General features: G+C 61.4%; 31 protein-coding genes and 2 tRNA genes. 12 read left to right on the plus strand and 21 right to left on the minus strand.

What is annotated here, in order from left to right:
- Positions 1–7 precede the first annotated feature (7 nt).
- The 5 genes from CAY53_RS08040 to CAY53_RS12670 form a co-directional block, all read right to left on the minus strand.
- Positions 8–349 (minus strand): helix-turn-helix domain-containing protein, encoded by a 342-nt coding sequence (locus CAY53_RS08040; RefSeq protein ID WP_104935551.1) that lies wholly within the window; start codon positions 347–349, stop codon positions 8–10.
- A gap of 39 nt (positions 350–388) precedes the next feature.
- Positions 389–1003, minus strand: coding sequence for an alpha/beta hydrolase (locus CAY53_RS12665; RefSeq protein WP_146106455.1), 615 nt, complete (start codon positions 1001–1003; stop codon positions 389–391).
- Between the two features lie 48 nt (positions 1004–1051).
- Complete coding sequence (locus CAY53_RS08045; protein WP_104936677.1) at positions 1052–1402, minus strand: hypothetical protein; 351 nt, start codon at positions 1400–1402, stop codon at positions 1052–1054.
- 142 nt (positions 1403–1544) lie between these two features.
- Positions 1545–1850, minus strand: coding sequence for a hypothetical protein (locus CAY53_RS08050; RefSeq protein WP_104936678.1), 306 nt, complete (start codon positions 1848–1850; stop codon positions 1545–1547).
- 202 nt (positions 1851–2052) lie between these two features.
- Positions 2053–2334 (minus strand): hypothetical protein, encoded by a 282-nt coding sequence (locus tag CAY53_RS12670; RefSeq protein ID WP_146106456.1) that lies wholly within the window; start codon positions 2332–2334, stop codon positions 2053–2055.
- Positions 2335–2531: 197 nt separating this feature from the next.
- On the opposite strand from CAY53_RS12670, the gene CAY53_RS08055 reads away from it, so the two are divergent.
- From CAY53_RS08055 to CAY53_RS08065, 3 genes are all read left to right on the plus strand, one after another.
- On the plus strand, positions 2532–4424 hold the full coding sequence (locus CAY53_RS08055) for a transketolase C-terminal domain-containing protein (RefSeq protein WP_104937497.1): 1893 nt from the start codon (positions 2532–2534) through the stop codon (positions 4422–4424).
- An 80-nt stretch (positions 4425–4504) separates the two neighbouring features.
- Positions 4505–5389, plus strand: coding sequence for a threonine/serine exporter family protein (locus CAY53_RS08060; RefSeq protein WP_104936679.1), 885 nt, complete (start codon positions 4505–4507; stop codon positions 5387–5389).
- Positions 5386–5958, plus strand: a complete 573-nt coding sequence (locus CAY53_RS08065; protein ID WP_104936680.1) for a threonine/serine exporter family protein — start codon at positions 5386–5388, stop codon at positions 5956–5958. The genes CAY53_RS08060 and CAY53_RS08065 overlap by 4 nt, the downstream gene beginning before the upstream one ends.
- Before the next feature lie 130 nt (positions 5959–6088).
- Here CAY53_RS08065 and queA read toward each other — a convergent pair whose 3' ends face one another.
- Positions 6089–7198 carry a tRNA preQ1(34) S-adenosylmethionine ribosyltransferase-isomerase QueA gene (gene queA / locus CAY53_RS08070; protein ID WP_181040227.1) on the minus strand — a complete coding sequence of 370 codons (1110 nt, stop codon included), beginning with the start codon at positions 7196–7198 and terminating at the stop codon, positions 6089–6091.
- A gap of 111 nt (positions 7199–7309) precedes the next feature.
- Between queA and mqnB the strand changes: the two genes are divergently transcribed.
- Genes mqnB through CAY53_RS08085 form a run of 3 tightly spaced genes read left to right on the plus strand, consistent with a single transcriptional unit; the run spans position 7310 to position 9548 of the window.
- A complete protein-coding gene (gene mqnB / locus CAY53_RS08075; RefSeq protein WP_104936682.1) occupies positions 7310–7981 on the plus strand; it encodes a futalosine hydrolase in 672 nt (223 codons plus the stop codon).
- Positions 7969–8781: a 1,4-dihydroxy-6-naphtoate synthase gene (locus CAY53_RS08080; protein WP_104936683.1), complete on the plus strand. Its 813-nt coding sequence runs from the start codon at positions 7969–7971 to the stop codon at positions 8779–8781. Before mqnB ends, CAY53_RS08080 begins: the two co-directional genes overlap by 13 nt.
- A 2-nt stretch (positions 8782–8783) precedes the next feature.
- Complete coding sequence (locus tag CAY53_RS08085; RefSeq protein WP_104936684.1) at positions 8784–9548, plus strand: arginyltransferase; 765 nt, start codon at positions 8784–8786, stop codon at positions 9546–9548.
- A gap of 95 nt (positions 9549–9643) precedes the next feature.
- Here CAY53_RS08085 and CAY53_RS08090 read toward each other — a convergent pair whose 3' ends face one another.
- From CAY53_RS08090 to CAY53_RS08110, 5 genes are read right to left on the minus strand one after another with little or no spacing between them, the layout of a single operon-like run.
- Complete coding sequence (locus CAY53_RS08090; protein WP_104936685.1) at positions 9644–10558, minus strand: branched-chain amino acid transaminase; 915 nt, start codon at positions 10556–10558, stop codon at positions 9644–9646.
- A 51-nt stretch (positions 10559–10609) separates the two neighbouring features.
- Positions 10610–12880 (minus strand): ATP-dependent Clp protease ATP-binding subunit ClpA, encoded by a 2271-nt coding sequence (clpA, locus tag CAY53_RS08095; protein ID WP_104936686.1) that lies wholly within the window; start codon positions 12878–12880, stop codon positions 10610–10612.
- A gap of 27 nt (positions 12881–12907) precedes the next feature.
- A complete protein-coding gene (gene clpS, locus CAY53_RS08100) occupies positions 12908–13225 on the minus strand; it encodes an ATP-dependent Clp protease adapter ClpS (RefSeq protein WP_104937498.1) in 318 nt (105 codons plus the stop codon).
- Positions 13226–13283: 58 nt separating this feature from the next.
- Entirely contained in the window at positions 13284–14732 is a 1449-nt protein-coding gene (gene holA / locus CAY53_RS08105) for a DNA polymerase III subunit delta (RefSeq protein ID WP_104936687.1), read from the minus strand.
- A 3-nt stretch (positions 14733–14735) separates the two neighbouring features.
- A complete protein-coding gene (locus tag CAY53_RS08110) occupies positions 14736–17285 on the minus strand; it encodes a hypothetical protein (RefSeq protein ID WP_104937499.1) in 2550 nt (849 codons plus the stop codon).
- A gap of 73 nt (positions 17286–17358) precedes the next feature.
- Between CAY53_RS08110 and CAY53_RS08115 the strand changes: the two genes are divergently transcribed.
- From CAY53_RS08115 to CAY53_RS08130, 5 genes are all read left to right on the plus strand, one after another.
- Positions 17359–17640 carry a DUF2905 domain-containing protein gene (locus tag CAY53_RS08115; RefSeq protein WP_245874779.1) on the plus strand — a complete coding sequence of 94 codons (282 nt, stop codon included), beginning with the start codon at positions 17359–17361 and terminating at the stop codon, positions 17638–17640.
- A gap of 21 nt (positions 17641–17661) precedes the next feature.
- Positions 17662–17949: a hypothetical protein gene (locus CAY53_RS08120; RefSeq protein ID WP_104936688.1), complete on the plus strand. Its 288-nt coding sequence runs from the start codon at positions 17662–17664 to the stop codon at positions 17947–17949.
- Between the two features lie 69 nt (positions 17950–18018).
- Positions 18019–18375 carry a pseudouridine synthase gene (locus tag CAY53_RS13520; RefSeq protein ID WP_245874780.1) on the plus strand — a complete coding sequence of 119 codons (357 nt, stop codon included), beginning with the start codon at positions 18019–18021 and terminating at the stop codon, positions 18373–18375.
- Positions 18365–18718 carry an RluA family pseudouridine synthase gene (locus CAY53_RS13525; RefSeq protein ID WP_245874781.1) on the plus strand — a complete coding sequence of 118 codons (354 nt, stop codon included), beginning with the start codon at positions 18365–18367 and terminating at the stop codon, positions 18716–18718. Before CAY53_RS13520 ends, CAY53_RS13525 begins: the two co-directional genes overlap by 11 nt.
- Positions 18719–18748: 30 nt before the next feature.
- The gene (locus CAY53_RS08130; protein WP_104936689.1) at positions 18749–19228 is read left to right on the plus strand and encodes a DUF456 domain-containing protein; all 480 of its coding nucleotides are present in this window, start codon (positions 18749–18751) and stop codon (positions 19226–19228) included.
- Here the strand turns inward: CAY53_RS08130 and CAY53_RS08135 are convergent, their stop codons facing one another.
- The 10 genes from CAY53_RS08135 to CAY53_RS08180 form a co-directional block, all read right to left on the minus strand.
- Positions 19229–19948 carry a LolA family protein gene (locus CAY53_RS08135; protein ID WP_181040228.1) on the minus strand — a complete coding sequence of 240 codons (720 nt, stop codon included), beginning with the start codon at positions 19946–19948 and terminating at the stop codon, positions 19229–19231. It abuts the gene before it with no gap.
- A complete protein-coding gene (gene murI, locus CAY53_RS08140; RefSeq protein WP_104936691.1) occupies positions 19941–20729 on the minus strand; it encodes a glutamate racemase in 789 nt (262 codons plus the stop codon). The genes CAY53_RS08135 and murI overlap by 8 nt, the downstream gene beginning before the upstream one ends.
- 140 nt (positions 20730–20869) lie before the next feature.
- The gene (locus CAY53_RS08145; protein WP_017866338.1) at positions 20870–21310 is read right to left on the minus strand and encodes a Ros/MucR family transcriptional regulator; all 441 of its coding nucleotides are present in this window, start codon (positions 21308–21310) and stop codon (positions 20870–20872) included.
- 308 nt (positions 21311–21618) lie between these two features.
- A complete protein-coding gene (locus CAY53_RS08150; RefSeq protein ID WP_104936692.1) occupies positions 21619–22869 on the minus strand; it encodes a serine hydroxymethyltransferase in 1251 nt (416 codons plus the stop codon).
- A 294-nt stretch (positions 22870–23163) separates the two neighbouring features.
- Entirely contained in the window at positions 23164–24222 is a 1059-nt protein-coding gene (locus CAY53_RS08155) for an HAD family hydrolase (protein WP_104936693.1), read from the minus strand.
- A 20-nt stretch (positions 24223–24242) separates the two neighbouring features.
- Positions 24243–24782 (minus strand): nitroreductase family protein, encoded by a 540-nt coding sequence (locus CAY53_RS08160; protein ID WP_245874782.1) that lies wholly within the window; start codon positions 24780–24782, stop codon positions 24243–24245.
- A gap of 122 nt (positions 24783–24904) precedes the next feature.
- Complete coding sequence (locus CAY53_RS08165) at positions 24905–25237, minus strand: hypothetical protein (protein ID WP_104936695.1); 333 nt, start codon at positions 25235–25237, stop codon at positions 24905–24907.
- Positions 25238–25529: 292 nt separating this feature from the next.
- Positions 25530–25621 (minus strand) — tRNA-Ser (locus tag CAY53_RS08170).
- Between the two features lie 28 nt (positions 25622–25649).
- Positions 25650–25735 (minus strand) — tRNA-Ser (locus tag CAY53_RS08175).
- Between the two features lie 53 nt (positions 25736–25788).
- Positions 25789–26025 (minus strand): hypothetical protein, encoded by a 237-nt coding sequence (locus CAY53_RS08180; RefSeq protein ID WP_104936696.1) that lies wholly within the window; start codon positions 26023–26025, stop codon positions 25789–25791.
- A 48-nt stretch (positions 26026–26073) separates the two neighbouring features.
- Between CAY53_RS08180 and CAY53_RS08185 the strand changes: the two genes are divergently transcribed.
- Positions 26074–26655: an epoxyqueuosine reductase QueH gene (locus tag CAY53_RS08185; protein ID WP_104936697.1), complete on the plus strand. Its 582-nt coding sequence runs from the start codon at positions 26074–26076 to the stop codon at positions 26653–26655.

The following is a 26655-nucleotide window of genomic DNA, read 5'->3' on the forward strand; positions in this document are numbered from 1 at the left end:
CTGGCCTTTAACGTCTTTTTTTAAACGTGAGCCCCAGTCTGGCCAGCGTATTGGACACCGTGGGCAGAGAACAGTTTTTGCCAAAATGCGTCCTGATTTCTTCAAGGGTCATATCGGGCTGTTTCCGCACAAGCTCCCGTAACTGCTGTTGCTCCCCGGCTGTGAACGCCGGCGCTCTGTGGCCTCGCGGCAACGACGTGATCCGGCCTTCCTTTTTGAAGGTCCGCATCCAGTTACCAATGGTGGTCGTGGTGTAGCCAAACATTTTGGCCACTTCTTCCCGCGTGAACTCCCCTGACTGATACACTGCCACCGCACGCTGGCGAAAATCTTTACCGGCTATTTTCATAAGCTCTGTGCCGTTGAAATAATATGGTAAAAGTCATTGTTAAAATGCTCTAATCTGTAATATAAGAAGAGGGGATAAGTATTTTCCTGGTTTTCCCAAATACATTATAAGTCTATTTTTTATTGCTTCTTCAATAGTTGGATAGACACTTTCAATAATTATAGCCTTTGATTTTTCTGCAACCTGACCAAGAAGTGCTGCGGCTCCGCCTAAAGAAACACCAATGAATCCAATATGGTTATTAGGTAATTTATTTTCAAGGAATGTGAAGGCCGCTTCTGCATCTAATGCTTCCAGGTAACCAAAGGTTATGCCATCACCAATACTTTCACCATGTGATTGAAAGTCAATCATTAGTATGGAATATCCATTTTCATTTAGAAATTCCGCTCGTTTCATCATCTGAAGTCGATTCGATTTGAGACTATGTAGTAATAATATACCCCCCATGTTATTTTTTCCTGGTATAAACCAACCAGAGATATTTGAACCACTTTTACTTGGAAATAATACTTTTTCAGCTTTTAAATTGTCTGGCGGCTCGCCAATATTATTTTGATGCGGTAAAGAAAGTATACTGCCAGTTAATATTACTACAGAAAAAAATATCAAAATAAATACAAAACTACATAAGTATATAGTTTTGGTTTTCATATATATTATCATCTCAAATAATTTGCATTACCGGTGATCATGCTCCTGTTAACCTGCCAGGCTCCCGCTGCAGTTTTTCACCTTGTCCTCGCTGCTGCACTTGCCAGTTGAATGCATCGGGTCGTCGCCAAAAATTTCTTCAACCTTGTTCGAGAACCGCTCGTCTTCCAGAAACTTCCCGGCCGCTGTGGAACCCAGGGTCCTGACGCCGTCTCTTTCCAGCGCGGGAACCAGTTTATCGCCAACAGAATGTGTCCCATTCTGCGTTCCTGACCACAGCACGGTAACCTTGGCTGATTGGTCTCCAGCCGCGTCAAGCTGTTCAATAAGCGCGCGCAGACCTGCTTCATCTGTAATCGTTGCCAGCCTTGCCAGAGCTTCACTATACGAAATTGCCATTGTTGCTTCCTGTGTTAAAAATTGAATGAAACAATCGTTTCGGGAAGTTGTTTACGCATGCCTGCATATCCATACGCTGTCAGCGCCTCTTTCAGCAGCTGGATAACATGTGGTTGCTCTTCTACTGGCGGAACAGGGCACCTCAGCCATCCATCGCAAAAACCTTTAAAATGCCACAGCCTGCGATAGGGCCGCTCAACCAGTTTTTTAGACCCCCCCGATGAAGCATGACCGCACAATACCGGCCTTTTTCATACAGCAGCCAAACTTCCGGTTCAAAATCCCGGCCCAGATGACTTCTTTGTATCAGGTAAGCGTCCCGTTCCTGGTCGCGGGTCCACTCCCAATGTTCCCGAGTTGCATAATTTGCATGCAGCTCATCCCGCAGTTGCGCGATACCGTACTTTTCCACGTCTTCGTCCGAGATGTACTCATTCACAAAGGCCATAATGCTGCCTCCTGGGAAAGGATGAAAAATCTTTGCTCCGGCCCATGGGCCAGCCTTTCAGGCTGTTGTACCACATGCTGTATGCAGGACACGCAAAAAGGAAGGAAAAACAGGGAAGAAAAGAAAAAATCCAGCAGATTGGGAATCCGGGCCCGCGCCGCCCTTTCGGCTCCCCTGTCCGCGGCACGTTGCCCGACTCAGGTCATTTTGCGGCAATGTCCGGGAAAAGACGCAGGCAGTCGCGCTGATTGGCGGTGTTACCGCGGAAAGGCTTCTGGCCGACACTGGACAGGACAGCGATGCGATTTTCGAGCAGGCGGCAGGGCAGGGGATGTCGTCGCTCATTGTGCCCAAAGGCAGGCGCAAAGGGCAGGCGCAAAGGGCAGCGAGGTGACGACAAGGAGCTGTACAGGGCCAGGCCCTGACAGCACTCTTGCCGCACCTGAAGCGGTGGCGTGGCATAGCCACCCGATACGCGAAGCATACGGCGTCCCTTCCTGCCACCCTGCATAGCAGGCGCCCTGGGTTATGGCTCCAATCTCGTGACTGCGCGGCCTGGCCTGTCGGCCAGGCCAGATCCCGGGATTCCTTCTTGCATATCCTGCGGCCTTTCTGGTACTTGTGGAGACCAAAAAAATCGGCGCCCCGCGCTTTTTTTGTTTCCCTTTTCCGAGGCCTGTCATGTCCTTTCCCATCGATCTCTCGTCCCTGCGAAGTCTTTCCTTTTCTCCCCATGAAAGCGCGCTTTCCGATGCGCAGCATGAGGCGCTGCGCCACAACATCCGTCTGGTGCGCGACAGCCTGATCTTTTTTACCGCACTGGCCAATGCCCGCGGCCTGGGCGGCCACACCGGCGGCGCCTACGATATCATCCCCGAAGCCCTGATCGTGAACGCCTTCATCCGGGGAACGGACAGGTGCTGGCCCGTACTGTTCGACGAGGCCGGCCACCGGGTGGCCATGCAGTACATCATGGCGGTGCTGAACGGGCAGGCAGCGGCCGAATCACTTTTGCACTACCGGGAATACGGTCAGGGACTTTATGGTCATCCGGAGCGCCAGGAGGAGGGCGGCCTGCATTTCAGCTCCGGCCGGCTCGGGCATCTGTGGAGTTACGTCAATGGGGTGGCCGAGGCCAATCCGGGCAAGACCTTGTTCATGTTCGGCAGCGACGGTTCCCAGCAGGAGGGCGACGATGCGGAGGCTGCCCGCTATGCCGTGGCCCGCGGGCTGAACGTGAAACTGTTGCTGGATGACAACAACGTCACCATTGCCGGGCACCCGGCAGAGTACATGGCAGGCTACGATCTGGCCAGGACCCTTGAGGGACACGGCCTGAACGTGCTGAGCTGCGATGGCGAAAACCTGCGCGAACTTTATGCCGCCATTCAGCAGGCGCTCACAGGCGCCGGGCCGGTGGCTGTGGTCGTCAAACGCAGCATGGCGCCCGGCGTCAACGGCATTGAGGGCTCGCCCAGGGGGCATGATGTGATCGCCTTGGATCTGGCGGTGCAGCACCTGCAGGCCCATGGCCATGCGGCTGCCGCGGAGCTTTTGCAGCAGAAGCGGGTCAAGACCCCGAAGCCGGCGCTCCTGGGCAGCAGCGGCGAGAGCGCCAAGGCCCGCGACGAGTTTGGCACAATCGTGGTGGATCTGCTGAAAAAGGAGAACAGGCCGGAGGACAGGGTTCTGGTGGTGGATTCCGACCTGGAGGGCTCCTGCGGCCTGCACCACATCCGCAAGGCCTTTCCCGGGCTGTATGTGCACGGCGGCATCATGGAGCGCAACAACTTTTCCGTGGCCGCGGGCTTTGGCAGCGAGCCGGGCCGGCAGGGCATTTTCGGCACCTTCGCGGCCTTTCAGGAAATGCTCCTCTCGGAGATCACCATGGCGCGCCTCAACCACGCCAACGTGCTCGCGCACTTCTCCCACTCGGGCGTGGACGAAATGGCAGACAATACCTGTCATTTTGGCATCAACAACTTTTTTGCCGACAATGGTCTGCCGGAAGGCGACACGACCCGCCTCTATTTCCCGGCCGACGCCCTGCAGATGCGCGCCATTCTGGAGACCGTGTTCTGGCAGCCGGGCCTGCGCTTTATCTACTCCACCCGTGCAGCCACGCCCTGCATCCTGGACGGGCAGGGCAGGCGCTTCTTTGGCGAGGCTTACCGTTTTCAGCCGGACAGGGACGAGGTGATCAGGGAGGGCAGGGACGCCTATATCGTGACCTACGGCGAAATGCTCTACCGGGCCCTGCACACGGTGGAGGAGATGAAAAGCGAAGGGCTGTCCGTAGGCCTGATCAACAAGCCGGTCCTGAATGTGGTGGATGAGGAGATGCTGGCCCGGCTGGGCAAAAGTCCTGCGGTGCTTGTGGTGGAAAGCCAGAATGTGAAGACCGGCCTGGGTGCGCGTTTTGGTTCCTGGCTTCTGGAGCGGGGTCTGACGCCGAAATACGGCCACATGGGTTCGGGCAGGCTGGGTCGGGGCGGTCTGGCCGAACAAATAGCGAATCAGGGGCTGGAGCCTCTTGACATCAAAAAACGGGTGCTTACCCTGCTGGCTGCTTGAGTGCTTTAGTTTTTTTCTGCTCCGGCAGGCCCTCTTCAGCGAGGCGCGCCTGCCGGAGCTTCATTTTTCCTCAAAGTTTCATGTCGTTGCAATTGATTGTTCCTCCAGAAGCGGGCAGCACCGGGGCGGCCGCTGCCCCTGCTCCCCAGGAGGCGGCGAATACGGCCCGACCCGCAGCGCCCCAGCCCGAACCACCCATCAAAAGCATCCTTGACTTCATTCAGCGCTATGTGGCGACGCTTTTGGCCGCTGGTTCGCAGACCGACCGTGTGGACCGCACCGCCGACCGCATTGCCCGGTCCTGGGGCTGTCAGTTGGAACTGGCCATTCTGTCGCACCACTTCATGCTTTCGGTTGTCAAGCCCTCCCCTGATGGGCAGACATCCGAGCGCCGCACCGCCGTAGCTTCCATAGTGTCCAGCGGGCCCAATTTCCAGCGCGTGGCGGCGCTCAACGCCCTGAGCTGGAACGTGGTGGATCAGGGGCTGACGCTCCAGGAGGCGGTGCAGCGTTTTGAAGCTGTCTGCGCTGTGCCCCCCATTCGCCCGGAGCTCCTGCAGGTGCTGGTGCCCTGCGCCAGCGCCGCGCTCTGCCGGCTTTTTTCGGGGACGCCTCTGGATATGACTCTCGTCTTTCTGGCCGCCTGGGTGGGTTTTTTCCTGCGTCGCAGGTTGGTTGCCTGGAGGGTGGACCTCAAAATCACCTTTGTGCTGTGCGCCTTCGTGGCTTCCATGCTGCCGGCAATGGGCATGATATGGCATTGGCCTGGCGCCACCCAGATCGCCCTGGCCACAAGCCCCCTTTTTCTGGTGCCTGGCCTGCCCCTGATCAATGCGGTGCTGGATCTTCTGGGTGGTCACGTGCTGCTGGGTGTTTCCCGCCTGATTCGGGCGGCGACCCTGGTGATCTGCATTGCTTTGGGCCTTTCGTTCACCATGCTGCTGATGGGAGTGGAAAGCCTTTGAATCTCGCGCTCTTGCTTCTGGAAAACGGCGTCTGTGCGGCTGTCGCCACCGTGGGTTTTGCAGCCCTGTCCCGGCCGACCAAGCAGATTGTCATCGTGGCCGCAATCCTGGCCGCATTGGGCCGCATGTGCCGTACCGGCCTGATGCAGGCCCATGTGGCCATCGCCCCCGCCACCCTGGTCGCGGCCATGCTGATCGCCCTGTGCAGCATGCCGGCCGCGCGCCGCTACCGTATCCCGGCCGAGATGTTTGCCTTTCCGGCGCTTTTGCCCATGGTCCCGGGCATGTTCGCCTATCAGGCCATTTTGAAGACCCTGCAGTTCATGGAGGTTGGCAACACGCCCCAGGGCCATACCCTTTTGGGTGATATTGTCTACAACGGGCTCGCCACCTTCTTCATCCTCTGCGCGCTGGCCATAGGCTCCACGGTGCCGCTTTTGATCTTCCACCCGGAATCCGCCCTGGGCCGGCTGCTGCCGCGCTTTTGCTCCAGGCGGCAGGCCGTTCAGGTTCAGACGGCCGGGTCACAGGGCAAGGAGCAGCTGGACGACGCGGCCGGGCCCCGATAAGCCGTGCTTTTCATGCCCTGTTCCGGATCAGGCTCTGCCGTTTTCGGCGGGGCCTTTTTTATTGCAGGACCGGCTCCTCTTTCCAGGACCTTGCCCCTGCGGCGGCATGCCAGGCAGGGGGAGCGCGGTCTCAGCTCTTTGTCACAATCGCCATGGCGTCGCCGTAGGAGAAGAAGCGGTAGCGCAGGCGCACGGCTGTCTCATAGGCGGCCAGGGTCCGCTCCCGGCCGGCCAGGGCAGCGACCAGGAAGAGCAGGGATGATTTGGGCAGATGGAAGTTGGTGACCAGATTGTCCACCACCTGAAAGCGGAAACCCGGGTAGATGTAGAGATTGCAGAGCCCGGCAAAGGCGGCTACCGGCCCCTCTGCGCCACAGCCCCGCGCTGCGGCGAATTCCAGGGTACGCGTACTGGTGGTGCCCACCGCCCAGACCCGGCGACCCGCCTTTTTGGCGGCATTGACCGCCTCCGCGCTCGCTGCCGGTACGCTCACCCATTCCGAATGAATCGGATGCGCGCGGATGTCCGCAGTCCTGACCGGCGCAAAGGTGCCGTAGCCCACGTGCAGGGTCAGGGGCGCCATGATGACGCCCATCCGCTCCAGCTCTGCCAGGAGTTCGGGTGTAAAGTGCAGGCCGGCCGTGGGCGCGGCGACCGAGCCGGTGTAACGGGCGTAGCAGGTCTGATAGCGTTCGCTGTCCTGCTGCCTGTGGCTTTCGTCCGTCCGCGTGATATAGGGTGGAAGGGGCATGCGGCCGCAGTCGGCCAGCACCTCTTCCAGCCGCTTTCCGGCCGGAAACCAGAGCCGCACGCCGGCAGTGCCGTCCTGGTGCAAGGCGGTCACCTCGGCCTGCAGCGCCGGGCCAAAAGAAAGCCGGGCCCCAATCCTCGCCCGCTTGGAGCTTTTCAGAAGCGCCCGCGCCGTGGCGCAGTGTTCGCTCTGCCCGGAAGCCTCCTCTGTCTCCGGAAATCCCAGGAGAAAGAGTTCTATCCTGCCGCCGCTGGCCTTGCTGCCCAGAAGTCTGGCAGGAAAGACCCTGGTATTGTTCAGGGCCAGGACATCACCCGCTCGGAACAGGCGGGGCAGGTCGTGAAAACGCCGGTGTTCCGGACCCGCCCCACAGGTATTCAGAACCAGCAGTCTGGAGCCGTCGCGGGCGGGCGCTGGTTCCTGGGCAATCAGCTCCGGCGGCAGAACATAGTCGTAGTCATCGAGGGAATAGGCAAAGTCGGCGTACATGGCAGCAGAAGAGTGGGCTTGCCGAAGCCAGCGCTTCAGGGTATTTTGGCAGGCCACGCTACAACGAAGCGCTGGCAAAAGCAAGCAGCGCTGGTCTTTTCAGGATGCCCTATGCTGCTCGTCACTGCCACGGATTTGGAAATGCAGGCCCTGACCGCCGCCTGTGTGCCGGCCCGCCTGCCGGAGCAGCGCCTGGTTTGCGGGGTGGGGCCGGCCGAGGCGGCCTTCCGGCTGGGCCTCTTTCTGGCCGCGGCCGGGGCCTCGGGGCAACTGCCCGATTGTGTCCTGAATATCGGCATTGCCGGCGCCTATCTGCATCCGGGTCTGCCTGCACCGGCGGTTCTGGATTGCTGTCTGGCGACCAGCGAAGTGCTGGGCGATCTGGGCAAATGCCAGCATGGGCGCCTGCTGCCGCTGCAGAGCGGATGCCATGACTTTTTTCCGCTGGATGCAGCCCTCGGAAGCCGCATCAGAAGCCGCCTTGAAGAGGCGGGCTTTCCGGTTGAAACCGGCCCCTTTGTCACCGTCAGTTGCGCCAGCGGCGATCGCGATCGGGCCGATCTGCTGCTGGCCCGCTATCCCGATGCGCTCTGCGAGAACATGGAGGGCGCGGCCCTGGCCCTGGCGGCCGCCCACTTTGGCCTGCCCTTTGCCGAGCTGCGCTGTGTCTCCAACGTGGTGGACGAGCCGGAGCGCCAGCACTGGTGTCTTCAGGCCGCCTGCGCCCGCTGCGGCGAGGTGGCGGCCCTTCTTTTCGAGGAGAAACATACATGGATCCCCTGAGTCTGGGCTATTCGCCATGTCCGAACGACACCTATATTTTCAATGCCCTGGTGCACCGCCTGATTCCCTACGCCGGGCCGGAACTGGCGCCGCCGGTCCTGGACGACGTCGAGACCCTGAACGCCTGGGCGATGCAGGGCCGATTCGATATCACCAAGCTTTCCTGCCATGCCTACGGCTATCTGCGTGACCAGTACCGCGTGCTTTCCGCAGGCGCGGCGCTGGGCCGGGGCTGTGGCCCGCTTCTGGTCACCCATCATGGCGACAAGGCCGCGGATCCGGCAGGATGGCGCGTTGCCATTCCCGGCCGCTACACCACGGCCGCACTCCTCCTGCAGCTCTATCTGCCCGGCTGCACCACGACGGTCATGCGTTTTGACCGCATCATGGATGCCCTGGAGCAGCAGAGCGTTGACGCCGGTCTTATCATCCACGAGGGCCGCTTTACCTACAGGGACCGTGATCTGCTCTGCGTTCAGGATCTGGGCGAGTGGTGGGAGCGGGAAACCGGCTTTCCCATTCCCCTGGGCTGCATTGCCATGAAAAGCGGCCTGGGCCAGGACCTGCACGATGCCGTGTCCGTAGGCATTGTCCAGAGCATCCGTTGGGCTGAGGCCCATCCCGATGCCTGCCTGCCCTATATCCGCGCACACGCACAGGAGCTGGCGCCCGGGGTGATCCGGAGCCACATCGATCTCTATGTCAACAGCTTCTCGAAAGACCTGGGCCCGGAGGGGCTGGCGGCCATCGATGAACTGATACGGCGCGGCCAGGCCATTGGCCTGCTTCCGGTGGTGTAGGCATGCAGGGCAGGGCGTCCGTTCCGGCAGATTCCGGCCGGCCCGGTGCAGCCGGCACGCCGGTCCCGCCACTCGATCCCGGCCTTGTGCAGCGCTTCGGCCTGATCTTCAGCCGCTGCCCCTACGGCTTCGATCAGCCCGCGGTCTATCATCAGGCCGGGTTCATGCACCTGAATTCCCAGACAATGGGGGCACTGCTGGAAAACGGTTATCGCCGCAACGGCAACCACATGTATACCATGCACTGCCCTGGCTGCCGGGGCTGCGTGTCCATCCGCCTGGACCCGGCACAGTTCAGGCCAAACCGCAACCAGAAACGGGTGTGGCGCAAGAACCAGGACATCGTGGTCCAGCCCGGGCCGCTGCTCATGTCGCGGGAGCATCTGAGCCTTCTGGACAAATTCCTGCGCATTCGTTTCCACAACCAGGACAGTCAGGCGGAAAGCTATTACAGCCAGTTTTTTCTCACCACCATCAGCCCCTGTTTCGAGCTGCGCTACTGGGCGGACGGCGTGCTGGTGGGCGTTGCCATTGTGGACGCCACGCCGGAATGGCTGAATGCGGTCTATTTCTACTTTGACCCGGACCAGGGCTGGCGCAGTCCGGGCACCTTCAACATTCTGAACCTGGTGCACTTCTGCCGCCAGCACGGCATTCCGAAGCTGTATCTGGGCTACTGCATCGAGGGCCTTTTGGCCATGGCCTACAAAAAGGCCTTCAGGCCCCATGAGCTGCTGCTGCAGGGCCAGTGGCGGCGCATTGCCTGAAATCGCCGCCACTGGCCCTGCCGGCGTGTGGGCAAAAAAAGCCCCGGGCAGTTTCCTCTGTCCGGGGGGGCTTGGCAGGAAGGTTCTGATCGCTCTTACAGGCTGTAGCTGTGCAGCCAGTTGGCATGTTTTAGGTTTTCGCCCCTGACAATCCTGAAGAATTCGGCCTGCAGGCGTCTGGTGATTGGGCCGGCCGGGCCGATCTCCCGCCTGTCCAGCTCGCGGATGGGGGTCAGCTCCGCCGCGGTGCCGGTAAAGAAGGCCTCATCCGCAATGTAGAACTCGTCGCGGGTGAACTGCTGCTCCTCGACCGTGTAGCCGAGTTCCCGGGCGATTTCGATGATGGACAGCCTGGTGATGCCGCCCAGAATCGAGGTCAGCGGCGTGGTCTTGATGATGCCGTCTTTGACGATGAACACGTTCTCGCCGGTTGCCTCGGACACAAAGCCCGCGGTGTCCAGCATGATGGCCTCGTCGTAGCCGTCTTCCCTGGCCTCTATTTTGGCCAGGATGGAGTTGATATAGTTGCCGGCCGCCTTGGCCTTGGACATCAGGGTGTTGACATGGCTGCGGGCAAAGGAGCTGGTCTTGACGCGGATGCCCTTTTCCAGCGCATCCGCACCCAGATATGCGCCCCAGGGCCACACGGCAATGATGGTGTGCACCGGATTGTCGCCCGGATACACGCCCATTTCACCGTAACCCGCAAAGGACAGCGGCCGGATATAGGCTGCGCTCATCCGGTTGGCCTTCAGCGTCTCCACACAGGCTTCGGCAATCTGCCCGGCCGTAAAGCCCAGATCCATGCGCAGAATCTTGGCCGAGTTGATGAGGCGCTGGGCATGGTCTTCCAGCCTGAACACCGCGGATTGGCCGTTTGCGCAACTGTAGGCGCGGATGCCCTCGAAGACGGCACTGCCGTAGTGCAAGGCATGGGTGAGTACATGAACCTGGGCCTGATCCCAGGGAACCAGCCTGCCGTCAAACCAGATGAATTCGCTTGTTTGCATATCTCCTCCGTAAAAAGCGACGGCCAGCCGATGCCGGCCGCGTGGGCACAATCAACGGTAACTGAATACCATGGCATCCTTTTTGCGGTCAACCCGGGCAGTGCCGCCTTTCACCAGTTTGCCGAAAAGAATTTCCTCGGTGAGCGCGTTGCCGATTTCCTTCATGATCAGGCGGCGGAGCGGCCGGGCCCCATAGGCCGGTTCATAGCCCTTCCCGGCCAGCCAGCGCCGGGCCGCGGGGGCCAGCTCGATGTGCACGCGCTTTTCGGCGAGCTGGGCCTGCAACTCGGCCACCATTTTGTCAACCACCCGCTCCACAATCTCCATGGCGAGCGGTTTGAAATGGATGGTCGCATCCAGGCGGTTTCTGAACTCCGGCGGGAACAGGTTTTTGATGGCCTTCTGTTCCTTGCCGCTGGAATCGCCCAGAAAGCCGATGCTGCGCTCGCTCAGTTCCCGCGCGCCCGCATTGGTGGTCATAATCAGAATCACCTTGCGGAAATCCGCGCGTCTGCCGCTGTTGTCGGTGAGGGTGGAGTGATCCATGACCTGCAGCAGAATGGAGAAGATATCGGGATGGGCCTTTTCGATTTCATCCAGCAGCAGCACCGAGTAGGGGTGCTTTCTGATGGCATCGGTCAACAGGCCGCCCTGATCGAAGCCCACATAGCCGGGGGGCGCGCCGATGAGCCGGGCCACCGCATGCTTTTCCATGTATTCGCTCATGTCGAAGCGCTCGAAATGAACGGAAAGCGCGCTCGCGAGCTGGCGGGCCACCTCGGTCTTGCCCACCCCGGTCGGCCCGGCGAAGAGGAAGGAGCCGGTGGGCGAGTTGGGATTGCCCAGGCCCGCGCGACTGCGCTTCACCGCCTGCACCAGGGCGGCAATGGCCTCGTCCTGCCCGAAAATGAAGGATTTCAGCCGTTCCTCCAGATAACGCAAGTCTTCCACGTCGCTGTGGAATCTGCTGGCCACCGGCACCCGGGCCATGCTGGAAACCACCGCCTCCACGTCGCGCACGGTCACGGTTTTGCCCGTCTTGCCGGCCAGCCGGAAGGCCGCGCCCACTTCGTCCATGACGTCAATGGCCTTGTCCGGCAGAAAGCGGTCGTTGATATGCCGCTGGGCCAGCTCGGCCGTGGCCGTGATGGCGTTTTTGGCGTAGCGGATCTGGTGGTGCGCCTCGTACCGGGGCTGCAGGCCGCGCAAAATGGCGCAGGTGTCTGCCACGCTCGGTTCCTCGATGTCCAGCTTCTGAAAGCGGCGGGCCAGCGCCCGGTCCTTCTCGATCTGGTTCTTGTACTCTTCGTAGGTCGTGGAGCCGATGCAGCGCAGGGTGCCGGACTGCAGGGCCGGTTTCAGCAGGTTGGAGGCGTCCATGGAGCCGCCGCTGGTCGCGCCCGCACCGATGATGGTGTGCATCTCGTCGATGAAGAGGATGGCCTTGTCCTTGGCTTCGATCGCGGCCACCACCTCTTTCAGCCTTTTTTCGAAATCGCCGCGGTACTTGGTGCCTGCCACCAGGGTGCCCATGTCGAGCATGTAGATTTCCGCGCCCGAGAGCAGATCCGGCACCAGTTCCCCGGGATCCGGCTGCTCCTGTTTGCGGGCCAGGCTGTCGTTGTGGATGCGCAGGGCCAGTCCCTCGGCCATGGCGGTCTTGCCCACGCCCGGCTCGCCCACCAGGAGCGGATTGTTCTTCCGCCGGCGGCAGAGAATCTGCATCATGCGGTTCAGTTCCCGGTCCCGGCCGATCAGGGGATCGATTCTGCCCTCTGCCGCGCGCCGGGCAAAGTTGACGGTAAATTCCTCCAGCGGATCCCCGCTGGGCCGCTCACCGGTCTTGCGCGGCTGGCCGCCTTCATCGGGAGAGCGTTTCGCATCGGGCCGCATGTGTTCCGGCAGACCGTGGGTGATATACTCCACCACCTCCATGCGGCCAATGCCTTCGGTGCCCAGAAAGTAGACGGCATAGGAGTCCTGCTCGTTGAAGATGGCGACCAGCACGTCTCCGGGGTCCACCTCCTTTTTGCCGCAGCTCTGCACGTGGTTCACGGCCCGCTGCAGAACCCGGTTGAAGGCCAGGGTCTGGGCCGGCTCGCCCGCCTCGCCTTTCAACACCGGCATGTTGCCGTTAAAGAAACGTTCCAGCCGTTCCTTCAGATTTTCGTTGTTGCCGCCACAACTTTCGATGATGTGTCGCGCCAGCTCGTCATGCAAAAGGCCGTAGAGCATGTGTTCCACCGTGACATACTCGTGGCGGTGCTGCTTGGCTTCCTTGATGGCCTTGATCAGGGCCAGTTCCAAATCCTTGCTGAGCATAGGGGTGCCTCCCAGCGATAAAAGGGCTCAGGTGTCCCGTTCCAGGGAACAGCGCAGGGGAAACCGGCTCTTCTTGGCCAGCCGGTGCACGGTCACCACCTTGGTTTCGGCGATTTCCCGGGTATAGGTTCCGGCCACGCCCTGGCCGTCATGGTGCACATTCAGCATGATGCGGGTCGCCTCTTCGCTGTCCTTGTCGAAGATGCGCTCCAGGATCATCACCACGAATTCCATGGTGGTGTAGTCGTCGTTGTGCAGCAGGACCCGGTACATGGGCGGTTCCTGTACCTGCTCCCTGCTGATGGTTTCGGTTTCGCCCTTGCGGATTGTACTGTTTTCGGCCATGGTTTTTCTGCCTGGGCAGGGGATGGGCGCATGCATCCGGAGTGCATGCAGGTTTTTTTCACGGCCGGACAAAAGAGGCCGGCTCCGGCTGAATTTTAATGCGGGCCGTGGATTTTGCAAGAGCGGACGGCAGAGCCGATCCAGCAGTCTGAGCGCCTGTTTTCGGGGGCAGCATGGCGGTCAGGAGCCAGTGCAGCACCAGTTCCGGTGGGATCGCCGAGTTTTTGAGCCGCAGTTCTGCCTGCAAAAGCAGCCGCATCCAGGCAAGCAGGCGCGGCAGGGGGAGTTTGGCGGCAGCCGTGAACTGGGTGTACAGGGCATAGGGATGGCCGTCCAGGAGCTTTTTCAGGTCTGCCCGCTCCCGCAGGCTCGCCAGCCTGTTCTGAAAGTCCGCATAGCGGCTCTGCGGGCTGAGGCCGGCCTCGCCACCTGCCATGAGCGCACGGAAGAGCAGCATCTTGCGCACCGCATTGCGGAGAATGGCCAGGGGAATGAGCGGGAACACCCCATCTTCGAAGAGGCGCGCCAGCACGCCGAGCGCTTCCGGCAAATCGCCCCTGCCGACCGGATCGCTCAGGGCGTAGACCGCCTCTTCTTTGGAGCGGCCTACGAGTTCGTCCAGGGCCTCCCGGGTAATGAGCGGCTCATTGCCCACAGAGAGCATGAGCTTCCACAGCTCGTTCTCCACAGCCGCCGGGTGAAAGCCGACCCGCTCCAGCAAAAGCGCCACGAGTTCCGGCGCCATTTTCTTGCCGCCTGCCTTCAATGTGTCCCTGACGATGTGCTGCAGGATCGGAAGCTGGGCCCGCTGGGCCTGGGCGCCTGAACCTTCGGGAACGCTGCAATCGATCACGGTTGCATGCTCCTTCAGATACCTGTACAGCTTCTTGCGCTTGTCCACGCTCCCGGACAGGAAGATCAGCACATTCTGGGGGGGCAGGCCCTGGGCCAGGAGCGCGGCGAGCCGCTCGCCCGCCGCGTCCCCGGAACTCCGGCTCTGGCTGCCCTGTTCCGCCATGGCCCGCAGGTAGGGCCGCGTCCAGTCCAGGCTCTCGCCGGGACGATCAAAATCGAAATGCTGCCGCCACTCCGCCGCTGTCAGGCCCGAAAGCGCCTCTTCTTCGGGCTCCAGACCTGCGCCGCGCACAAAGGCGAGCAGCGCCCGGCGGATGCCGTCTTCCTGGCCCGCGGTTTTGGCCTTGCTCACCTTGTCCCACAGTCTGGAGCATTCGGTGCTGGCGGCCAGCAGCTCGCTGTCCGTGATCCGAAATACCTGCCTGCCGCCAAAAAGGCTGAAGGTGGCGAGCTTGTTGAAGGTGCTCTGATGATCTTCCCCTTCGCCCTCGATGAGATGCAGCTCGCCGCCCCCGGCCAACAGCGCCTTTTCGACGAGCGCCAGCGATTTGCGGCAGAGATAGGATTCCCCGAAGAGCAACACGGCCCCAACCGGTGTTCCGGGCAGTGTCTGCAGCCAGGCCGCAACCTGTTCCGCTTTGATGAGCGCCATGCTTCAATTGCCGTAGCGCACCGGTCGACCGACGTCCTGCGGCTGCACCCGCTGGTTTCTGGGAATGTACACCGGGCCGCCGTCCGCCCGGGGCAGAATCTGTTCCTGCTGTCGGTACTGGAGGGCGCGGCTGGTTCCGCGCTGGCCCTGACTCATGCTCTGGCCGCCGATGCTGCCGCTCACCCCATCCTCGTCCAGGATTTTGTGCAGAATGGCGGTCAGGGAACCGGGCTGCAGATAGTCCTGGCCGCGGCCGCCGGCAAAGATGGCGGCGGTCTGCTGGGCCACCTGTTTCCAGGAGGGTGAACCGGCAGTTCTGGCCACGATTTCACAGAAGCTCTTGTTGTAGGGATCGTTGATCATGGCCAGACCCGTGCCGATCGAGGCCAGCAGGTCCACCCGGCTCTCGAAGAGCCGGGTCAGGGTGGTGTAGACCTTGACGCCGCCGCAGGAGCCGAGACTCAGGAAGCGCTGCTTGTTCTGCAGGTCGGCCGGCGTGATCTGGCCTTCCTCGATCAGCTCCTGCAGCGGTTCGATGATCTGCTCGGAGCGCCAGTAGCTGTGGCCGCGCTGGGCCAGCATTTCATCGCCCGAGAGAATGAAGCGCCGCAACAGTTCCTTCTGGGTTTCCTTGTCGGAATACACGAACTGGGTATTCACGATCTGCACGCCGCCCACGGTCCTGACAAAACTGATGGCGCAGCGCCGGTTGCGCATGGCGGAGAAGAGCGCACCCGGCGCGCCGCCCGTGCCGCAGACGCCGCCGATGCTGTACTGCCTGGAGGGCTCGATTCGGTAACCGGCCTTCATGAGCAGGTTGGCGTTGGAGGCAAAGGACTGGCGGCCGTCGTCGTCCGGATGGTACATGGAGAGCGAGGCGATCCTGTTGTCCCGCTTCCACTCGGCAAAGGGCGTGACCTGATACCTGTCCAGATTGACCCGGCTGCCCGGGGCGGCCAACAGTTGCACGATGCGCACCTGGGCCGCTGTCCCCAGAAGTTCGGGATAGTTCTGCTCGTAGTACTGCAGGATGACCCGCACGAGCTTGGCGGTCACCGGGTCGCCGCTCTGGCTTGCCCGGCCCATCAGGGCGATCAGGTGGCTTCGGGCCTCGGGCGTCAGCATTTTCAGGAGATGGGCGAAGGTGGCGGAGAAGAGCAGCACCGAATCCGGATCCTTGAAGGCCGAGCTGGCCACCAGATTCAGAATCTCCTTCTGCCGGGCGAAGTCCTGCGGGAAAAAGTCGGTGAGCTTGCCCTTTTGGGCATTGCTTGAAATGAAGTCCGACACAAAGCGGCTTTCCGGGTCGATACTGCGGAGGAAGCCCAGCAGATCGCCGCCGTTTCTCCGGGCTATGCGCTCCTTCATCACCGGCACGATGATGTCGCGGAAGGAGGAGTCGTAGAGTTCGCTGCCCTGGGCCAGCACCACGTACATCCCGGCCGTGGGCAGGTCCCGGGCGGCCTGCGAACGTGCGGCCGAGGTGGCCTGGCGCAGCACGGCCACATTGCCGCCGCCAAAGGCGCCGGCAAAACGGGAGCGGGTGACAGGGTCGAGCCGGTTGAACAGGTAGCGCAGGTTCTGGGACGACATGCTGTTCAGGGTGCCGGCGCTGTATTCGTAACCGTTGTCGTTTGTCACCGCATGCAGGTTGTTGATCTTCCAGATGGCCTCTTCCGCACCGTCGTACAGACCCTTCAGGAGCACGGATTTCTGCCGGCCCTGCAGGCGGTCATATATCGCCTCCTGCTGGGACGTGGGCAGGGCGAAATAGTTTCTGAGCCAGGCCAGGGCCTCTGACCCGGAAACCTCCCTGTTCTTGAAGAGGGAACGCGCGTTCCAGACATTGACATCGTCCATGCGCTCGATCAGTTCCATGCCCGCCATCATGAGTTCCGGGCCCATGCCCGGCACTTCGGCATAGGTAATGAGCGCCTGGGCCTGCTTCTTGCCCATCCGGCTCAGGGTGGGCAGGCCGCGGGCCGCGGTGTCGACACTCATGCCGGGCACGGCAAAAAAGGAGCGGGCCGCCTTGTTGACCAGCGGCGAGGATGCATTCAACTGCGGGATGATCTGCAGGGCATGATCGATGGTGGCGCCGCGCATGGCCGCGAAGCTGCGGAAGGTCAGACCCGAGGCGAAGCTCAGGGATGAAATGGCCTCGATGGCCGGCATCACGTGCTGGGCGCCAAAGCCCGGTATGTCCGCCAGGGCCTCGTAGGAGCGGGCCTGCTCAAAGGAAAAACGCTGCACGGCCAGTGCTTCGCCCGCCTGCCGGATCAGGCCGTCGTCTGCGCCGCGGGTGGCGCATATCTTGCGAAAGATGCGCTGGGAGTTATAGTTCATACTGCCAACCAGGGCCTCTGCCGGGTCCCTGTGGCCCGCCTGCTCGCAGGCAGCCACGGTTTGCCGGGCGCTGACCGCATCAGCCGGGTTCGTGTCCGCAGCATGAAGGGGCGCCGCGTTCAGAGCCGGCAGACAGAACAGCCCCAGAACGCCAAGCAGTGTTTTGGCGCAGGCGTATTTTCTGACGAGGTACTTGGTGGTCTGCATGGAAAAATCCTGTATGAAATTCACTGTCCCTGATGGGGCCTGACTATCCTGCTGACTCCAGGGGGCGGCAGGCATGTGCGAGCTGAACGACAAAGCCACCTATGTACACCAGCGCACCCTTTGCTTCAATCATTTCCACAGCCTTGCACCCGCAATGAACCGGACTCTGATCGTTTTCGGCATCCTGCTGCTCGTGGCCGGTCTGGGCTGGCCCTGGCTGAAGCAGTTGCCCCTGGGCCGTCTGCCGGGCGACCTCCATATTGCCCGGGCCTCCTGCCGCCTGTTCCTGCCGCTCACCACCTGCCTCCTGCTGAGCGTCCTGCTCTCCCTTGTACTGTGGTTCATCCGGAAATAGGGGAACAGAGAAACGGCGGCTTTGCAGCAGCTCTGCCGGCTCGAGAATTGCCGCGGCGAGCGCAGGCCGCTTGCCGCTTTTTTCCCGGCAAACGGGGGACCGCCCACCGGAACCGGGGACTGCTGTGCGCCCAAACTGCTGCATGCGGCCCGGGAGCAGGGCCTGGTGCCCTTTGCCATGGCGGAATTTTTCTGGGGTAGCAGCGCTCCCGGACGCCCCAGAAGCCACGGCCAGTTCTACCTGCCCTGCGTCGAAAAGTGTCAGCCCATTCTGGGCTTTCTGCTCTGCGGCCTTGAGGCAAAAGGATGATGAACAGCATGCCTGAAAAATACTGCCTGTGCTCATGGCCTCCGGGCACGCACTTATTGCTTTGTAGTCATGCCTGCCGCCGATTCCGGTTCTGGCCTTGAGCTGCTCTACCTGGACCGGCACTGTGCGGTGGTGGACAAGCCGGGCGGGCTGCTGGCCGTGCCAGGCCGCGGGCCGGACAGGGAGGACTGCGTCACCTCCCGCCTGCAGCGGCTCTGCCCCTGGTGCATAGGGCAGCCCGCTGCCCACCGGCTGGACATGGACACCTCCGGCCTGATGGTTCTGGGTCTGAGTGCCGTGGCGCAACGCCATCTTTCCGCCCAGTTTGCCTCGCGCTCGGTGCAGAAAGGCTATGTCGCGCTGCTGGACGGGCCTGTGGCGGGCACATCCGGGACAATCCGCCTGGCCTTCCGGCTTGGATCCTGAAAACAGGCCGTACCAGATTTATGACCCGGTGCAGGGCAAAATGGGGCTGACCCTGTGGAAAAAGCTGTGGCAGGAAAAGGGGAAAACCTGTATGGCCCTGTACCCGCACACCGGCCGTACCCACCAACTGCGCCTGCACACGAGCCACCCTCTGGGGCTCGGCTGCCCCATCGTGGGCGACCGGCTGTACGGCAGTGGCCGGACGGCCGGCCAACTCTGCCTGCATGCCGCGTTTCTGGCCTTCCGTCATCCAGTCAACGGCCGGCTGCTGCGTTTTTATTCACCGCCGCCCTTTCTGGACGGGGCAGCGCTCGCCCGTCTGGCGGACGATTGGCTCGTGTAAGGGCTCGGAGCGCCAACCTGGAGGCCAACCATGTCGCTTGTCCTGTACACCCTTGCCGCTTTGTGCATGCTGGTCGGTCTGGCCGGCACGGTCCTGCCCGTGATTCCGGGCTTGCCCCTCATGTTTGCAGGCATGCTGCTTGCCGCCTGGACCGGGGGCTTTGCCCAGGTGGGGCTGTGGCCGCTGTCGCTGCTTGGCCTGCTGACCGTCTTCGCGGTACTCATGGATTTTTGGGTCACCGCTTTGGGCGCGCAAAAGGTGGGGGCCAGTAAAAAGGCGGTCATGGGCGCGGCGCTGGGGGCGCTCGCGGGTCTCTTCTTTGCGCCCTGGGGCGTGTTCATCGGCCCCTTCGCGGGCGCGGCCATTGGCGAACTCCTCCATCAGGACAGCCTGGGACAGGCGGCCAGGGTGGGTTTTGGCACCTGGATGGGGCTGCTCTTCGGCGCTCTGCTCAAGCTGGCTCTGGCCTGCACCATGCTGGCCATTTTTGCGCTGGCCTGGCTGTTCTGATCACTGGCGGATAATCTGGGTATCGGCCGGGGTTGTGATGCTGCGGAGCTCGGCAATGCGCGCCGTGTCGCTGGGCCTGATGCTGTCAAAGCGCATGCCGTCAAAACTGAGCTCGGTCAGGGCCTCGAAGTGGTCTTCCATCAGAATCCGTTCGATGCGAGCCTCCCTGTTCAGCCAGATCTGGGCCCGCTTGAGTTGGGATTGGGGATTTTTGGGCACCAGCACCAGCGCCTGCAGGCCGGCCGGGGCCGGATCGAGCTGAAAGTCAGGATCGCCCGGGGCAACCGTAAAGGTCGCGGTCAGGGTGCTTTTGCCGGTGAAGAGCGCATAGGCCATGTCCGTGTCCGCGCCGGCTGCCGGGCTCACCAGCATCTGCCGGTCAACAGGGGTATAGATGCGGATTTCCCGGCCATCGTTCACAATGGTCTGCACCACGGGCAGGGCATACTCCCAGCGGATGACACTGTCGCCCGTGCTGGTCGGCCGGAAAAAGAAGGCCTTGCCCCGTCCCTCGCGCACCCGGCCGCCGGTTCTGCTTTTCTGCCTGAAATTGCATTCCAGACTCTGGGTTTTGGCATAGTTCCGCCCGACTTTGACGAGCAGGGCCTCCAGTTCCTTCTGGCCGGGCTCGGCCTGCGTCGTTGCTGTGGCCCAAAGCGGCCAGACGAGCAGCGCCAGCAGCGCGGCCAGTGCACATACTGCTTTCGTAGACTTAGACATTGACCTTCTCCAGATGGACTGGCCGGCCAAAGATGGCCGCAGCCAGCGAGCCGACCGGCGCAGGCAGGTCGGAGACATAGTAACGGTTGGCAAGGCCCGGCGCACGCAGGGCGGCATAGAGGGATGGCCGCGCGTCCAGCAGTTCCTTCAGGTGTCGGGCCACTTCGCCCGAGGAACTGACGATGCGCACCCTTTTGCCGATGCGCGGGCCAATGATGCCGGTGAGCAGCGGATAATGGGTGCAGCCCAGAATGAGGGTGTCGATCTGTCTGTTCCTGAGCGGCCGGAGATAGCTGCGTACAATCGTTTTGGTTTCCCGCCGGTCGAGCCAGCCCTCTTCCACCAGCGGCACCAGGAGCGGGCAGGCCTGGGAAAAGATGCGGCAATCCGGCCGGATTTCCTGCAGGCGGGTGGCATAGACGCCGGAATTGACCGTGGCCCGGGTGCCGATGAGGCCGATGCGGCTGTTTTGGCTGAGCCGGGCTGCCGCTTGCACGGCCGGGCTGATGACGTCAATAAGCGGCAGCGAATAGCGTGCCGCCAAGGCGCCCGAGGCAGCACTGGCCGCGGAATTGCAGGCGATGACGATGATTTTTGCCCCCTGCTTCAACAGGAAATCCGTGTTGCGGCAGGCATACTCGATGAGCATTTCCGGGCTTTTCGATCCGTAGGGCGAATGGGCCAGATCACCGAAATAGACGTAGGGCAAATCCGGCAAAAGCTGTTCAATCGCCCGGGCCACGGTCATGCCGCCAACACCGGAATCAAAGATGCCGATCATGTTGCCCTACAAAAAACAGAGGAACGGCTGGGGCAGCCGGGAAGGAAAAGGCTGAACCCTTGGCAGCTGCGCAAGGGATTCAGCCGGAAACAGGAAACCGGGCAGAGCCGAGCTCCACCCGGGGCACGACGAAAAGCCTATTACTTGTTCTTTGCGGAACGGGCATCCAGATACTTGCGAAGATTTTCCGGCAGACCTCTCTCCTTGCCCGATGCGGAACGCTTCTCGGACAGCGTCTTGGAGCAGAGGGGCTGGCGGGCCGAAAGGCCGTACTTCTTGCGGTAGGTCTTGGAATTTAGCCCATGGGAGGCCAGATGCTTGGGGGACAGCATCCTGAATTCCTGCCCGCACTCCATGCAGATGATCTTGTTCTTCTGGATGGATTTTTTCGGATCAGCAATGGGGGCCGCATTACCCTCCTGCTGCTCGGTATCAGCGCCGTTTGTCTCGGCTTCCTGCAAAGATTTCAGCGTTTGGAAGATATCGGTGCAGGCACTTTTTATTTCATCCAACGTCATCTGTTTGCTGGAAATCTGGGATTGAATGATCTCCTGGGTCATTTCCACAAGCGTCTTGGCCATTTTCTCAACTCCTGACAAAAATTGCATAAAGGGAAAGTGATTTTTCAGTTATGGCTCTCTTATAATAACTCATTTTTCTTTGTCAAGTATCTTTTCTGCATCATTTGGTTTTTTGTGTTCCGGCTATCGGCAGCCCAGGTATGCTTTCTGCCGCAGCCAATGTCACCAACAGTGAAAAGCACCGGAACAATCTTTGGCATCGTGCTTCACAATGCCTGGCACCTCATGCTTTCACCGGCAATACTGCAAACAAAAAAACGGAGCGCCTGGGCTACAGGCACTCCGTCTTTCATGCTCCGGCAGGGCTGCTATCTGACCAGATGCTCCAATCCAGGGGCCGGAAAATCCTGGCACAGTTCTTTTATTTCATCTGCAACTTTGGCCTGCACCGCCGTATCATCGCAGTGCTGGATAACCGTATCGATCCACTTGCCGACCTGCTCCATCTGCGCTTCCCTGAAGCCGCGTGAAGTGACGGCCGCAGCACCAAGCCGGATGCCACTTGGATCAAAGGGTTTTCTGGTATCAAAAGGTACGGCATTGCAATTCAGCACCAGCCCGGCTGCATCCAGCGCCTTGGCTGCGGTCCGGCCGGAAACGCCCTTGTTGTTCAGATCGACCAGAATCAGATGGTTGTCCGTGCCGCCGGTCACCAGATTGTACCCCCTGCTTACGAGTGCGGCAGCCAATGCCTGCGCGTTGTTCACCACCTGCGCCGCATATGCCTTGAAGGCAGGGGATGCCGCCTCTTTCAGCGCCACGGCAATGCCTGCGGTCGTGTGGTTGTGCGGTCCGCCCTGGCAACCCGGGAATACGGCCTTGTCGATAGCCGCCGCATGCTGCTCCTTGCACAGAATCATGGCTCCGCGCGGCCCGCGCAGGGTCTTGTGTGTTGTGGTCGTGACCACATCCGCATAGGGCAGGGGCGAGGGGTAGACGCCGCCCGCAACCAGGCCGGCAAAATGCGCCATATCAACCAGGAGCAGAGCCCCGGCCTCGTCTGCAATCCTGCGGAAGCGTTCGAAGTCCAGAATTCGCGGGTAGGCGGAAAAGCCGGCGATCAGAATCTTCGGTCTGCAGGCCAGGGCTTGTTCCCGCACCTTGTCGTAGTTCAGGATGCCGGAACGGTCCAGCTCGTAGGATTCGGCGTGAAAGAACTTGCCGGAAATGGAGACCTTGGCCCCGTGGGTCAGGTGGCCGCCATGGGGCAGGGCCATGCCCAGAATGGTGTCGCCGGGTTTGAGGAAGGCCAGATAAACCGCCAGATTCGCCGGTGAGCCGGAATAGGGCTGTACGTTTGCGTGCTCCGCGCCGAACAGCGTCTTGGCGCGCTCGATGGCCTTGGCTTCAACCTTGTCGATGAGCTGTTGGCCCTCGTAGTAGCGCTTGCCCGGATAGCCTTCGGAATACTTGTTGGTCAGCGCCGAACCAGTCGCCTCCATGACCGCGCGGCTGGTGTAGTTTTCGGACGCAATCAGACGAATCTTCTCGTGCTGCCGCTGTTCTTCCTGGACAATGTATTCGTATATTTCCGGATCCTGTTCTCTCAGATAATGCATGACCACCCCTTGTAAAAGCTGACTGATTGGCTGTACCGGCACATGCCGTCCCAAAAGTTGGCTATCATAACCAAAGTTCAGGGAAATGCACAGGAGAAAGGCTGCTTCGTCTTCGAAAGATCAAGGAGACTTCTGTCTGTCTCCGGCGGGAATTCCGCAGCAGATTGTCTCCTTTGCAGAAGGGTTGAACTGCGGATGGTTTTTTTCAGGGTCTTCGTCCGGGTCGGAACCAGCTTGCTCTGTTGCAACGAGCAGGGCCGATACCGGCAGGCCAATGGCAGCGCCAAAGGGTGCTCAGTCCACGGTCTCGGAAGAGGGCCGGAAGCAGCCCGCGCTCTGGTCAATGCCCTGCAGGAGGATATCGGGCCGGGGGTAAAGACTGGCGATCAGGCCGCTCTGTCTGCGGTTGATGAGGAGCCGGATGGCGGGTTCCGGCCGGGTGAGCATGTCGTAGTCCGTGTCCGCGTCGCCGGCGACAAGCCAGGGCCGGGCCCTGATGAAGCGGTCGATGACCACGTTTTTGCCGTCCCGGAAGGTCAGCGGATAATCGGTTGCGTTTTCCGGCAGCAGCATGCCGTTGGCGTCGATTGCGGTGCGCACGCCAAAGATGCCTTCCGCCCGGAGCGGGAAGCCCAGTACCGGCGCTACGGTCTGCACCAGCCATTCGCTGCTGGCCGAAACCACGTGGCATTGCAGACCATGAGTCTGCAAAAAGCCCATCAGGTCGCGCATTTCTGCAAAGGGCCGCAGGCCGGTTGGCAGGGTGACTGAGATATGGCCCAGCGGCTCCGGCAAACAGGCCTCAAGGGACAGGGTGGCCAGCGGTTCGGCCACGAGCTGACGCAGAACCTGCAGGCCAAAGGCCCTGAGTTCGTCCAGCCGGTGGCCGGCCTGCAGCTTGGCCAGCAGGGACAGCACATAGCGCGGCCCCAGGTGCGGCGCCTTGCGGGCATTGCTCACAAGCCAGGCCAGCAGGGCCACAAAGGGGCCGTAGGCAGGGGCAGCCTTGGCTTCGGCATACCGACCGGCCTGAATGAGCGGCCAGAGCCCGCGGTAGCAGGAGAGCAGCGCTTCGCGCAGGAGAGGCCAGGGCCGGCCGGCGAGCACCGCGCCGTCTTCCGGGATGAGCGCTGCCAGCGTGTCCGGGCAGATGCGGTAGCGCAGTTCCAGCATCTGTACCCGAAACAGCGCCTGGCCGATGTCCCGGAACACGCAGGTGTTGTCAAAGTCGAAGACCGCGGCCAGGGCCAGGCCACGCTCCGCCGGCGGCGGCAGGGCGGCCAGGGCCGCCTGGATGCGGGCGTAATTTCCAGGCAGCCAGTTGCCCTGATGGGCCTGCGTCAGTTCTGTCATTGCCGCTTTCCCGGACCCTTTTATGAGCGCCAGGGCTCGCCAAGGCGTTCGCTGCTGATCCGGTCTTTGCGCAGTTCGGTTGGATCGAGAGCCGCCTTGCTTTCCGCGGGATAGCCGATGGCCACCATGGCGAGCGGCTGGAGATGCGGGGGCAGGTGCAGGATCCTGGCCACATAGTCCGGGGCGCTTTGCTGTTCGTCGTGCTCCCGGAGGCGCAACTGCACCCAGCAACTGGCCAGACCCAGGTCCGTGGCTTCGAGGTGCAGCAGAAAGGCAGCGATGGAGCAGTCCTCCACCCAGACGTCGCTGGCCGCGGTGTCGCCGCAGACCACAATGGCCAGCGGGGCGTGTTTCAGAAAAGCGGCGCCATGGGGCTTGGCTGCGGCAAGCTGGTCGAGCCGTTCCCGCTCGCGCACCACCACGAGCTGCCATGGCCATTTGCTCTTGGAGGAGGGTGCCAGCCGGGCCGCCTCCAGAATCTGGTTGATTTTTTCTGTCTCCACCGGCTGTTCGGTGTAGCGGCGGACGCTTCGGCGGGTACGGAGCAGATCGAGCAGCATGGCCTTCTCCTGTTGGTTGGGGCGTTGGGCCGCCTGCGCGGCAGACATTTGCTTGGTTTGTTGCGGCAAGAGGGTCAAAGCGGCTGAATATGCCCCGGGAGCGGGGTTGTTCAGCGGCATGTTCATGCGCGGATCAATTCCTCGCTCAACATCCTATCCGCAAAGTCCATGATGAAACGGCGCTGCTCCGGGGTGGCCATGGCGATGCAGGAACAGTGCAGGTTGTGGCTGCTGCGCACCAGCAGTTCAAAGCTCACCGAGTCCTTGCCCAGCACAACGGCGCAGTAGAAGGGCGCGCAGTCCTCGTGACCCGTCTGCGCCGGGCCCAGAAGTTCCGGCGGAATGGTCAGGAAAAAGACACCGTTGAGCGCGCCGGGCTTCAGGGTGCGCTTGAGGAAGCTGTCCAGATTGTCGCGCTCAAGGAAACTCAGTTCATCGATCAGATAGGAACGCATGGGGCTCCCGGGTGCTTTGGCCAGGCCTTATGCCCTGCCTGTTTGCGCCGCAACTGTACAGAAAGGCGGCACAAAAAACAAGGCGCAGTGCATCTGGAGGGAGCAGTCTTTCCGGGCAAGGCGCGGAAGGACCGTGAAGACGCCCCTGGCCCCCTTACAGAACACTGCCGGCTTTTTCCCATCCAGAGACGTCCATGCAGATGATGGCCGAAGCATGTTCTTCCCGATAAAATCCGGGCTTGGGCAAACAAAAAAAAGCCTGCCGCTCTCGCGAGTGGCAGGCTTTTTCATATGGCGGAGAGAGAGGGATTTGAACCCTCGGTGGAGTATAACCCCCACACTCGCTTAGCAGGCGAGCACCATCGGCCTCTCGGTCATCTCTCCCGAAAAATCGGCGTTTATCCGGGCCTCGTGGCGGAGGGAGTAGGATTCGAACCCACGGTGCTTGCGCACAACGGTTTTCAAGACCGCCGCCTTCAACCGCTCGGCCATCCCTCCAGGCGGGATGTTCATACCATTTCGCTCAGGCGCTGTCAACAAGGAGGCCGCGGTCAGGAGCGGTGCAGGGCAAATTTATGGTCCACACAGGCTGCGCCGCGGCCCCATGCCCCCGTATGCCGTTCGATTTTGCGCTTTTTCCGGACACAGACCGTGTGGCCGCCCGCTCTGATCAGGCCATTGGAAAATTCCGGGCCGGCGCTTATAGTGGAGCCCTGCAAACAGGACAGGGCCGAAGCGGCCACCACGGTGGCAACGGTCTGCGCATTGTCCGGCACAAGATCCGCCATGAGGCATGGATCCAGGAAACGACAAGTTCAGGCAGGAGGGCAAGAGCCATGCGTTTGTTGGTGCATCTCTGCTGTGGGCCCTGCGCGGCCTATCCCATGCCGCGGCTTCTGGCTGCGGGCCACAGCGTACAGGGTTTTTTCTTCAACCCGAATATCCATCCCTTTCAGGAATTCCGCAGGCGCCTGGATGCCCTGCAAACGCTGAGCCGTCTGCAGGGCTGGGAGCTGGTGGCGGACGAGCGGTACGGCCTGACCGAGTACCTGCGGCAGGTGGTTTTTGACGAGGCCAGGCGCTGCCGCCACTGCTATGACATGCGGCTTGAGCGTACAGCCAGAGAGGCGGCCAGGGGCGGCTTCGATGCCTTTACCACCACCTTGCTGTATTCCAGATATCAGCAGCACGAGCTGATTCGCGAGCGCGCCGGTTTTTGGGCCGGGCGCTGCGGCGTGGCTTTTTACTACGAGGATTTCCGCGAGGGCTGGCAGCAGGGCATAGACGAGAGCATCCGGCTGGGCCTGTATAGGCAGGCCTATTGCGGCTGCATCTACAGCGAGCAGGAACGTTACGACAGGGAGTGGCGGCGGGCGGAAAGAGCGCGGCAGCGGGCGGCCCGTCTGGCTGCCGGGTAG

It is taken from the genome of Desulfobulbus oralis (assembly GCF_002952055.1).
Taxonomy (GTDB): domain Bacteria; phylum Desulfobacterota; class Desulfobulbia; order Desulfobulbales; family Desulfobulbaceae; genus Desulfobulbus; species Desulfobulbus oralis.